This window comes from Agrobacterium sp. 22-209-1 (genome assembly GCF_053522485.1).
Genome location: NZ_JBNWCH010000017.1, coordinates 37,996 through 49,321, shown reverse-complemented (window position 1 = coordinate 49,321; position 11,326 = coordinate 37,996). Strand labels below are relative to the sequence as shown.

Below are 11,326 nucleotides of genomic sequence, written 5' to 3'. Positions count from 1 at the left end.
CCACGCGCTACGACAAGCGCCCGGAAAACTATCTCGCAGCTGTCAAACTCGTCGCCGCAAGAATCTGGTGTCAGAGTTTATGAGTCGACGGCCTAGAAAGAGAACGTGCAGAGGGACACAAGCTCGAATCTCTCCATCGGCGAAAAGCAAACGCACGGGCTAGCTACGGATGGGGGCTGGTTGCTGTCTTATACTTCGTTCTGACCCTCTGCTTGAGAGAAGGCTACATCGATCAAGACTGGGGGGTAATGATTAGCTTCTTATCTGCAATCGGGGCTGTCGTGATGTCTGTCATGGCCAGATCGTGAACGACGGGGCGGGGGCGTCAAGCTAGTTCAAGGGAAAAGTGATGGTAACTATAGCATGCTGAAGTATGCCATTTGATTTATTATAGCCAGAAATTTTGGCTAGTAATGTCTCCATAAGGAGTTTCTTCTATATGGACGTTTGACTAGCTAAATTCTTATTACCTTCCTCAGTTTCCTTTTGTACTAACTCTACGCCCCCGCCTGACTAGCTAAGATGCTCTCTAGAAGGGGAGCTTCTGCCTAGCTACTGTGGCTGTGAATGGCAGATACCGTTTATTCCTAAACATCGGGGCAGACCGTCCGACACCCTTCTGATACTCGATACCCTCTATCCTCAATCCCTCCTGTACGTCAGGGCGTTGCACGATCTTGGAGAAGTTCGTTTTATCTCGGATACCGGATACGTCCATGATATCCGATACTGCTATGCTTTCCGCCCCTGTAGCCGTCTGCATGACAGCGTCATAGACTTTCAGAGCGTTGCCGGTCAGCTTGGTTTCCTCGTTCTTAGACGACGCCCAGTCCTTTATCGTCGCACCCGGAAATATCCGAGACAGCCCCTCTCTGGAGAAGCCTTTCTTGTTCGTCGGAAAGATGACGTAGAGGTTACATCCCGGCGGGCAATCTCCCTCGAAAGACCGTCTGACAGTACCACGACATGCGGCCTGTAGGATGTTATGGGCTATTTCTCCGAACCTGACGCTCTCATAATCGGCATCAAGAAACGGTTCATCAAAGCTCGACTTCTTGGCACCCCTTCCGATGGCCTCGTATTGAGCCTCGTTGTATTGTAAGATGCTAATCAGGAATACATGTTTCACATGGGCAAACTCGTTTGTAGCCGTATGTCTGCCCCAGCTTAGAAAATGCATCTCTCCCTTTCTGTTCGGATTCAGTCGTTCCGTTATCAGCCGATGTACGTCAGGACTGTTTTTGTTTTCCCTAAGCGGGTGAATTCGAATCTCTTCGGGTGCGCCATTTCTCTTCCGATAAAATGAAGTCCTGAAACAATCGCTCTCACGCGCGATATCGCTGGTATTGGCAACTCCTTCAGACGGATGCTTCGAGGCTCCGTAGGGCCGCGCGAATTCCGAACGTTCCGAATATGTGCTAAAATCACCCCTTCATCAGCTGCCCCCGGGGTGAAAGCCGCGTTGGAAACGGACAAGGTGTTTGCGGATTCGATTCCGGAAAATTACGACCGCATGTGATTCTCGCCGCCGTTTAAACCGGCACTGCCGACCCGGTTCTCAGTCTATAAATGCCAGTGGGGAATATTTGAGCAATACCCCCTAAATATTAGTGGTTTTGGGTGAGGGCCTGTACCAAAGGGTTTTCCGATAGTCCGAGATTGTCGGGCTTTCGAGTGTCATCGAACCTTCCTCAAACCTTCGTCATATTGTCATACAATAAAAGCATATGCGCTCCAGAAAAGGAGCGCAGAATGATGCCACAATCACTTGAACTTTCAGGAATCGGCAAGGGCTTCGGGGCCGACGATGTTCTGAAAGAGATCGATCTTTCCATCCGCCCTGGAGAGTTTTTGTCTCTCGTCGGCATGTCGGGCTGCGGCAAGTCCACGCTTCTGCGTATCATTGCGGGGCTGGAAACGCCGGATCGCGGTTCGGTGTCCATCGGTGAACAGGATGTGACGGAGGTTGATCCGAGCGATCGCAATCTGGCGATGGTTTTCCAGTCCTACGCCCTTTATCCACATATGAGCGTGCGCCAGAACATTGCCACACCGCTCAGGATGCGGCGCCTGCCTTTTGCCGCGCGCCTGCCGCTGATCGGACGTTTTGCGGCCCCTGCGGAAACATTGAAGCAGATCGATGCCGCCGTCGAGCAGGCGGCCGAGACGCTACAGATCGCGCATCTGCTGGATCGAAAGCCGGCGCAGCTTTCCGGCGGCCAGCGCCAGCGCGTGGCGCTCGCAAGGGCGCTGGTGCGTTCACCTGCAGCCTTCCTCATGGACGAGCCGCTTTCCAACCTCGATGCGAAGCTTCGCGCCCATATGCGTGAGGAACTGGCGGGCCTGCACCGCCGGCTCGGCGCAACATTCATCTATGTCACCCATGACCAGATCGAAGCCATGACCATGTCCGACCGCATCGCGCTGATGTCGGAAGGCCGTATCGAGCAGCTTGGTACGCCGGACGAGCTTTACCGCAAGCCCGCGACCCTGACGGTCGCGCGTTTTATCGGCACGCCCTCGATCAACCTGCTGCCGGTCGAAATCGATGCGCAAGGCAAGATCGCCGCTTTTGGACGCGATCTCGGCATTGAAGGTGCTGGCCGTGATGCCGGCCCGGCGACGCTCGGCCTTCGCGCCGAGGATTTGCGTCCGGGCGAAGAAGGTTTTGCCGTGCGCGTGGTGCGCAGCGAAACCCATGGCGCCGACCGCTTTGTGAGCTGCCGCCTGCTGAGCGACGAGACGGTCGCCATCACCCTGCGTCAGGGCGCCGGCGATGCTGTGGGCGCGGATATGAATGGCGTGATGAATCTCGGCTTTGCGCCGGAACGCGCGCATCTTTTTGCGGCCGACGGTCTGCGCCGCAAGGTGACGGTGCGCGAGCGGGTGCCGGCATGACGGCGGTCGATTTTTCCACGGCCGCGCGCGCGAAGGCTCGCCCGCGGCTGTCAAAGGCGGACCGGCGGATGATCTGGCGCGGCCTGATGTTCGCTGCTCCCGCAAGCCTGCTGCTGCTGGCGATCTATATCGTTCCGATGTTCGTTCTGGCCGGTTTTGCCGTCACCGATTATCAGCTCGGTTCGCTTTCCACCCGCTTTGTCGGCCTTGGAAACTTCGTCAAGGCGTTTCAGGACCCGGTTTTCCTGCGCTCTCTGGCCAATACCGCCATCTATGCGCTCATCGTCATTCCCTTCGGTGTGTTTCTGGCGCTCGGCGTCGCTTTGCTCGTGTATAATCGCAAGCGCAGCCGCGCTTTCTGGGAGGTGGCCTATTTCCTTCCCGTCACCGCAACCCTCGTCGCCATGGCGACCGTGTGGCAGTTCCTGCTGCACCCTTCGCTTGGGCCAGTGAACGCGGCGATCAAATGGCTGGGTTTCGAGCCCGTCGCTTTTCTCTCCAATCCCGTGCTCCTCATTCCCACCATGGCGCTGATGGGCGTCTGGCAGATCCTGGGTTTCAACATGGTGCTGTTCCTCGCCGGCCTCACCGCCATTTCGAAGGATCTGCACGAGGCGGCGCGGCTGGATGGCGCGAAGAACCCGGTTGATCGCTTCCTGACCGTGACTTGGCCGATGCTCGGGCCGACGACCATGTTCGTGGTGGTCACCACCTCCATCTCGGCCTTCAAGGTGTTCGAGACGGTGGCTGTGCTCACCAAGGGCCGCTTCGGATCGGAAACCCTGCTGTTCGACCTCTATCTCGAAGGTTTCGAATATTCCAACACAGGTTACGCCGCCGCGCTGACGATTATCTTCCTTGTGATCGTGCTGGTCCTGTCGATCGGCCAGACGCTGCATATGGACCGGAAGGTGCATTACTGATGGCCGCACTCCGCAAATATTTCCCGCATCTCGTACTGGCTCTCGGCGCTTTCGTGATGCTCCTGCCATTCTACTGGATGGTGCTGACCTCTATCCGCTCGCCGGCAGAGATTTTCGATGTGTCGCTCTGGCCCATCCCGCAGAAATTTGACGCGGCCGACAATTATGCACGGGCGGCGGGTCAGGTGCCGATGGCGCGTTTCATGCTGAACGGCGTCATCGTCTGCGTCGGTATTCTCGTCGTACAGGTCCTGACATCGGTTCCGGCCGCCTATGCGTTGGCGAAGCTCAGGTTTCCGGGCCGCAAGCTGCTGCTGGGCCTTGTTATTGCCGCGCTCTGCGTTCCCATTCAGGCCCTGGCATTGCCGCTCTTTGTCGGTCTGGCCAAGACAGAGTTGCTGAATACCTATTTCGCGATGATGATGCCGTTCTTCCTGTCGGTCTTCGCCATCTTCCTGTTCAACCAGTCCTTCCGCAGCTATCCGAATGAAATCATCGAGGCCGCCCGCATGGACGGGTTCTCGGAAATGGAGATTTGCTGGGGGCTGGTCCTTCGCGGTTCTCTGCCTTCGCTTGCCGCTTTTTCGATCTTTTCGCTCGTTGCCCACTGGAACGACCTTTATTGGCCGATGATCGTGGTCTCCGACACCAATCTCGCCCCGCCGCCGCTTGGCATGATGCTTTTCGCGGATGTCGAATCCGGCGCCAATTACGGTGCGCTGATGGCGGGCGCAACACTGATTACCGCGCCGATGGTGCTGTGCTTCCTCCTCGCACGGCGGCATTTCATCGCCGGTATTACCATGACCGGCGTCAAGTGACGCCGTTCAGATTTCCTCCTCACAACCTTTCTGGAGACTGATATGAAACTCAACCGACGCGCTGTGATGGGCGGTCTGGCTCTTGGCATGGCTTTTGCTGGCCTCGCACAGCCGGTTCTGGCCAACGAAATCACGCTCAATGTTCTTTACAATCTGCCGGGCTTCACCAAATTCCATCAGCCGCTGGCCGATGAATTCATGAAGAAGAACCCTGATGTGAAGATCAACTTCCTCGCTCCGGCCGCCGGTTACAATGAAGGCCAGCAGCAGGTTCTGCGCTCCGCCGTCACAGGCAATCTGCCGGATGTTTATTTCTCGGGTTACAACCTGACGGCTGAACTCGTTCACACGCTCGCACCGCGCAACCAGATCACCGATCTCGGCCCGTTCATTGAGGCTGAAGGCGGTCAGGCTTTCCTCGACAAGAACTACAGCCCCAAGATGGCCGCCCTCGGCCAGATCGACGGCAAGCAGTACGGCCTGCCGGTCAATGCGTCCTCGCCGATCATCTACATCAACTCCGACCTCGTGACCAAGGCTGGCGGCGACCCGGACAAGATGCCGACGACCTTTGCTGAGCTCATTGCTCTCGCCAAGAAGATCAAGGCGCTCGACCCGAAGTTCGCCGGCATGAGCTACGACATCAACGGCTGGCCGGACGACTGGTTGTGGCAGGCGCTCATCGTCGAACAGGGCGGAAAGCTCGTTGACGAGAAGGCCAAGACCGTTGGCTTCGACAACGAGATCGGCCTCAACGCCCTGAAGATGACCCGTCAGTTCGTCACCGAAGGTGGTCAGAACCTGCTCGACTGGGATCAGTCTCGCCAGCAGTTCGGTGCAGGCCTCACCGGCTTTATCTTCTCAACGCCCGCCCACGTTCAGACGATCCAGGGTCTGGTCGGCGACCGCTTCAAGCTGAAGACCGCAACCTTCCCGCTCGACAACAAGGAAAAGGGCGGCGTGCCGACCGGCGGCAACTCTGCCGTTATCCTGACCCAGGAAAAGGCCAAGCAGGACGCGGCGTGGAAGTACCTGAAGTGGATCACCGGTCCAGAAGCACAGAACACCATCGTTCGCATCACCGGTTACCTGCCGACCAACAAGCTGGCCACCGGCCCGGACTTCCTCGCTCCTTATTATGTCGAGAACCCGAATGTGAAGACCGCTTCGCTTCAGGCTGATCGTTCTCTGCCTTGGGCCGGTTATCCGGGTGGCGACTCCGTCCGCATCTGGCGCACTCAGCGCGACATCATCGGCACCGTCATGCGCGGTGAGGTGACGCCGGAAGACGGTCTCAAGCAGATCGTCGAGCAGACCAACGCCCTGCTGAAATAAGCAAAACCATTGAAAAGGCTGCGGGGAAATCCGTTCCCGCAGCTATTTTGCGCAGAAAGCCCTGTTATGAAGATCATCCAGATCACCGACACTCATCTCGTACCCCCCGGCATTGCTGTAAACGGCGTCGATCCGGAAAAGCAGCTGCGCGCGGCGGTGGCCGACATTGTCGAAAAACACGCCGACGCCGATCTTCTTGTGATGACGGGTGATCTTTGCAATTACGGCGAGCCGGAAGCCTATGAACTGCTGCGAGACATCCTCGCGCCGGTCTCCGTGCCTGTGCGGCTGATGCTCGGCAATCACGACCGTCGCCCGGAGTTCGTGGCTGCCTTTCCCGAGCAGCCGCGTGACGACAACGGCTATATCCAGTCCTTCATCGACACGGAATTCGGTCGGCTGCTGTTTCTCGACAGCCACGAGGCCGATGTCATCGGCGGCATGTATGGCGCGGATCGTCTGGCATGGCTGGAGAATGCGCTGGAAAGCGCGGACGACCTGCCGGTGACGGTGTTCATTCATCACCCGCCGATGGATTGCGGCATCCGCCACTTCGAACATATCGGTATGCATGATGAGGGCGCTGTCATGCGCCGGCTCGCCGCTCATCCGGCCGGAATACGTCACATCATTTTCGGCCATATACATGTGCCGATGGCAGGGACGACCGCCGAAGGCATCGCCTATAGTTCCGGTCAGGCCTGCGCGCATCGTTTCATCACCGATATCGATGTTGTCGATCCGCTGTGGACGGGCGGCAATCCCTGTTACCGGATCATAAGCCTTGGTGCATTCGGCCTGCGTGCCTATGACGCGGAAGTTGGGCAGCTCGTGCTCGGTCAGGCGCCTGTCTGCGAAGGTCCCTGACACCGGCCGTTTCCGTGTTATACGGGGATGACCTTCGCCTCGTGCCTGTTCCCGGTGTAGGGTGCGAGGTTTTTTGCCGATTACAGGGTTGCGGTGGTGAGAAGACCCCGTTGCTTGTCGCGGGGATGCGCCACTTCTGGTTTGTTGAACGGGATGTGATGCATCGGAACCATGGTTCCGTGCGCACCCTTGATCTATGTCAGTTTCATCGATGAAACGGCACGCCATACATAGTCGCCGAAAGGTGGCCGACCAATGCCGTGCCATCGTGATGACAGATCATGGAGAATTGCATGCTTGAAAAGCGTATCCGCAACGTGTCCCTCTTGAACAGGATCGTCAGCGCCGAAGAGGCCGCCAGTCTCATTCAGGATGGCATGACGGTGGGCATGAGCGGCTTTACGCGCGCCGGTGAAGCCAAGGCAGTGCCGCTGGCGCTGGCCGAGCGCGCCAAGACGAACCCCATGAAAATCACTCTGATGACCGGCGCCTCCCTCGGCAACGATCTCGACAAGACAATGGTCGAGGCCGGCATGCTGGCGCGCCGCATGCCGTTCCAGTCCGATCCGGCTTTGCGAAAAGCGATCAATGACGGCAAGGTGATGTTCATCGATCAACACCTTTCCGAAACGGTCGAGCAATTGCGCGGCGGCCAGATCCACGGCGTCGATGTCGCCATTATCGAGGCCGTAGCAATCACTGCGGAAGGTGGCATCATTCCCACCACCTCCGTAGGTAATTCCGCGAGTTTCGCCATCCTTGCCGATAAGGTCATCGTCGAGATCAACCTGTCACAGCCCGAGGTGTTGGAAGGGCTTCATGATATCTTCATTCCCGCCAAGCGCCCGACCCGTATGCCCATCCCCGTCGTGGCGACGGATAGCCGTGTCGGCCTGCCTTTCATTCCGGTGCCGCCGGAAAAGATCGCCGCCATCGTGCTGAGCGACAAAAGCGACAGTTTCTCCACGGTGCTGCCGCCGGATGACGAGACCAAGGCGATTGCCGGCCATCTCACCGACTTTCTGTTGAACGAGGTGCGTCATGGCCGCATGACCCACGAACTCCAGCCGCTTCAGGCCGGTATCGGCACCATTGCCAATGCTGTCATGCATGGTTTCATCGATACGCCGTTTCATGATCTGAAAATGTATTCGGAAGTCCTGCAGGATTCGACCTTCGAACTGTTCGATGCTGACAAGCTGACCTTTGCTTCCGGTTCATCGATCACGCTTTCTTCTGCCATGAACGAGCAGGTCATGCCGCGACTGGCCGATTACAAAAGCAGGCTGATCCTGCGTCCGCAGGAGGTGAGCAACCATCCGGAAGTCATCCGCCGCCTCGGTATCATCGGCATCAACACCGCGTTGGAATTCGATATCTACGGAAACGTCAATTCCACCCATGTCGGCGGAACGCACATGATGAACGGCATCGGCGGCTCGGGCGATTTCGCCCGCAACGCCTATATGTCGATCTTCGTTACCAAGTCGATCGCCAAGGGTGGCGCGATCTCAAGCGTCGTGCCCATGGTCAGCCATGTCGACCATACCGAACACGATGTCGATATCCTCGTCACCGAAATCGGGCTTGCCGATCTGCGCGGGCTGGCACCTCGCGAGCGTGCGGCTGTCATCATCGCCAATTGCGTCCATCCCGATTATCGCGATGCGCTGGCTGACTATTATCACCGGGCGACAGCGCGGGGCGGGCATACGCCGCATCTCATCGAAGAGGCGTTGTCCTGGCATCAGGCGTTGCGGGAAAAGGGCACGATGCGACCCCAGCAATAGGCGTTGAAACAGGTGGTCCTCTTGCCGGTTTTTCGACCGGCAATTGGGTCCGTTTGGACACACCGCTGGGGAAAGTGCCCGCCACTCCGCTTAGGTTGCTGGCGCGACTGTTCCGCCTCCGGTAGAAAATCTTCTCCACCCGGCCGCTATCGAGCTGCCTCAGGGTTGTAGGAGAGTGATGTGATGCCCCTTCGCTTCGTCGCCATGATCGCGATTGTCGCCCTGCTTGCAAGCTGCGGCGGGCGGCCCATCGGGGTCATGACACCGACGGGACAAACTGTGGTCGGTACGACGCCGGTCAATCTCCTCGTTGCGACAACGCGCGCCCCGTCCGAAAATCCCGCGGTTCTTTTCGGCGGCGAGCGGGGAACGGGGCTGAAGGTCGATGCGGTCACGGTCTCCATTCCGCCTGCTGCCAACCGCAAGGTTGGTCAGGTGCAATGGCCGAAAAAACTGCCACCCAATCCGCTGAAGGATTTCACCACGGTTGCGGTTGAGCCCATTCTCTCCGAAGCAGAAACCAGAAGTTGGATCAGTAAGCATATCGCAAAGGACCGCCGTGTGCTGGTCTTCGTGCATGGTTTCAACAATCGTTACGAGGAATCCGTCTATCGCTTCGCCCAGATCGTCCATGATTCCGGCACGGATGTCGTTCCAGTGGTCTTCACCTGGCCGTCGCGCGCGAGCATTTTCGACTATAATTACGATAAGGAAAGCACCAACTATTCCCGCGATTCGCTGGAGGAGATGCTGACGCGGCTGGCGAAAGATAAATCCATACGCGAAGTCACCGTCATGGCCCATTCCATGGGCACTTGGCTTGCGGTGGAGGCGCTGCGCCAGATGGCCATCCGCAACGGCCGCGTTGATCCCAAGATAAGCAATGTCATTCTGGCTGCTCCGGATCTCGATGTCGACGTGTTCAGCCGGCAATTCAGCAGCCTCGGTAAAACGCCGCCGAAATTCACCCTCTTCGTGTCGCAGGATGACCGCGCGCTCAGCCTGTCGCGTCGCATTTCCGGCAATGTCGATCGCCTCGGCCAGATCGATCCTTCCGTGGAGCCCTATCGCAGCCAGCTGGAAAAAGCTGGCATCACCGTTCTCGATCTCACCAAGCTGCAATCCGGTGATCGTCTGAATCACGGAAAATTTGCCGAGAGTCCCGAGGTCGTCCGCCTGATCGGCGACCGTCTCATTGCCGGCCAGACGGTGACGGATTCCGATGTCGGCCTGGGCGAAGCGTTGGGTGCCGTCAGTATCGGTGCTGCGCAAACCGTCGGAACGGCGGCGAGCGTGGTGGTCAGTGCGCCGATCGCGGTCTTCGATCCGCGCACGCGGGAAAATTATGGCAGGCAGGTGGAGCGGCTTGGCCGTTCCGTCGAAAACACCGTCGGGTCGGTGGGTGATACGGCCGGATCCGTGGTGGATGATCAGGCGCTTCAGTCGTCAAGGGTCAACTGCGATGCCGCCGCAAATCGAAACCGGGCGGAATGCCGTAGTCGCTAAGCCACGATACGACCGGGGGGGGCGGAAACGTCAGGCGTTTTTGTCACCACACTCCCGCAGATTTGTATACAGCTTGTATTTTTATCTGTATGGTCGGGCCAACAACCCAACTTCCGGAGTAGACCCCATGCGTTGGAAACGCACCCTCCAGCTTCTCGATGTTCATTGCGAAGGCGAAATCGGCCGTGTCGTCACTGGCGGCGCGCCGAAAATTCCCGGCAACACCGTGGCCGAACAGCTGCACTGGATGAACACCGATCCGCAAGGGGAAGCTTTGCGCCGCTTCCTGACGCTGGAGCCGCGCGGTACGCCCATGGGGTCGGTCAACCTGCTCCTGCCGCCGAAACATCCCGATGCGCACGCCGCCTTCGTCATTCTCCAGCCGGATCAGGCGCATGCCAGTTCGGGTTCGAATTCCATCTGCGCGACGACGGCGCTTCTGGAAAGCGGCATGGTGGAAATGCAGGAGCCGGAAACGGTCATCATCCTCGAAACGGCCGCTGGTCTCGTCAAAGCGACGGCCACCTGCCGCGACGGGCGCTGCGAAAAGGTCAAGCTGACCATGGTGCCATCCTTCCTGCATGAGCTGGATATCAGCATCGACACGCCCGAATGGGGCAGGGTGACGATGGATATTTCCTACGGTGGCATTTTTTATGCGCTGGTGGATGTCCGCCAGATCGGGCTCACGATCGAAAAGGCCAATGCCGCCAAGCTGGTCTCGGCCGGCATGATCCTGAAGGACCTGGTCAACCGTGAAATGACCGTCGTGCATCCGGAAATCCCGGCCATATCAGGCGTCGCTTACGTCATGTTCCGTGATGTGGATGCCGATGGTTCCATCCGCACCTGCACCACCATGTGGCCAGGCCGCGCGGATCGCTCGCCCTGTGGCACCGGCAATTCCGCCAATCTCGCCACGCTTTATGCGCGCGGCAAGGTGAAGGTGGGCGACGAATATAAATCCCGCTCGATCATCGGGTCGGAATTCGATGTCGGCCTTTCCGCCGTCACCGAAGTGGCGGGCCGTCCGGCCGTCATTCCCACCATTGCCGGGCGTGGCTTCACCTTCGGTCTGCATCAGGTCGGCCTTGATCCCTTCGACCCGCTGGCCGATGGTTTTGCCATGACCGATGTCTGGGGTCCGGAAGCGGGCAACATCTGAGGTATGCTTTAAAAAAATGAC

9 protein-coding genes and 1 pseudogene are annotated in these 11,326 nt (G+C 58.3%); 9 read left to right on the top strand and 1 reads right to left on the bottom strand.

Translation table 11 applies throughout. From position 1 onward, the window contains the following. Window positions 1-83, top strand: a pseudogene (locus ACQZ48_RS22975) (IS5/IS1182 family transposase); the annotation flags it as partial. A 446-nt stretch (window positions 84-529) separates the two neighbouring features. Here the strand turns inward: ACQZ48_RS22975 and ACQZ48_RS22970 are convergent. Next, the gene (locus ACQZ48_RS22970) at window positions 530-1,129 is read right to left on the bottom strand and encodes a hypothetical protein (RefSeq protein WP_191217379.1); all 600 of its coding nucleotides are present in this window, start codon (window positions 1,127-1,129) and stop codon (window positions 530-532) included. Between the two features lie 623 nt (window positions 1,130-1,752). Here ACQZ48_RS22970 and ACQZ48_RS22965 point away from each other — a divergent pair. The 8 genes from ACQZ48_RS22965 to ACQZ48_RS22930 all read left to right on the top strand — a co-directional run bounded on the left by ACQZ48_RS22965 (window position 1,753) and on the right by ACQZ48_RS22930 (window position 11,305). Continuing rightward, entirely contained in the window at window positions 1,753-2,898 is a 1,146-nt protein-coding gene (locus ACQZ48_RS22965; RefSeq protein ID WP_191217380.1) for an ABC transporter ATP-binding protein, read from the top strand. After that, a complete protein-coding gene (locus tag ACQZ48_RS22960) occupies window positions 2,895-3,821 on the top strand; it encodes a carbohydrate ABC transporter permease (RefSeq protein WP_191217381.1) in 927 nt (308 codons plus the stop codon). Before ACQZ48_RS22965 ends, ACQZ48_RS22960 begins: the two co-directional genes overlap by 4 nt. After that, a complete protein-coding gene (locus tag ACQZ48_RS22955; RefSeq protein ID WP_077984448.1) occupies window positions 3,821-4,642 on the top strand; it encodes a carbohydrate ABC transporter permease in 822 nt (273 codons plus the stop codon). Before ACQZ48_RS22960 ends, ACQZ48_RS22955 begins: the two co-directional genes overlap by 1 nt. Before the next feature lie 42 nt (window positions 4,643-4,684). Next, window positions 4,685-5,977, top strand: a complete 1,293-nt coding sequence (locus tag ACQZ48_RS22950) for an ABC transporter substrate-binding protein (protein WP_077984449.1) — start codon at window positions 4,685-4,687, stop codon at window positions 5,975-5,977. Window positions 5,978-6,043: 66 nt separating this feature from the next. Then, complete coding sequence (locus tag ACQZ48_RS22945; protein WP_191217382.1) at window positions 6,044-6,844, top strand: phosphodiesterase; 801 nt, start codon at window positions 6,044-6,046, stop codon at window positions 6,842-6,844. Window positions 6,845-7,137: 293 nt separating this feature from the next. Next, a complete protein-coding gene (locus ACQZ48_RS22940; protein ID WP_173988015.1) occupies window positions 7,138-8,634 on the top strand; it encodes an acetyl-CoA hydrolase/transferase family protein in 1,497 nt (498 codons plus the stop codon). Window positions 8,635-8,817: 183 nt separating this feature from the next. Next, complete coding sequence (locus ACQZ48_RS22935; protein WP_077984452.1) at window positions 8,818-10,140, top strand: alpha/beta hydrolase; 1,323 nt, start codon at window positions 8,818-8,820, stop codon at window positions 10,138-10,140. A 127-nt stretch (window positions 10,141-10,267) separates the two neighbouring features. Next, window positions 10,268-11,305, top strand: coding sequence for a 4-hydroxyproline epimerase (locus tag ACQZ48_RS22930; protein ID WP_191217383.1), 1,038 nt, complete (start codon window positions 10,268-10,270; stop codon window positions 11,303-11,305). Window positions 11,306-11,326: the final 21 nt, after the last annotated feature.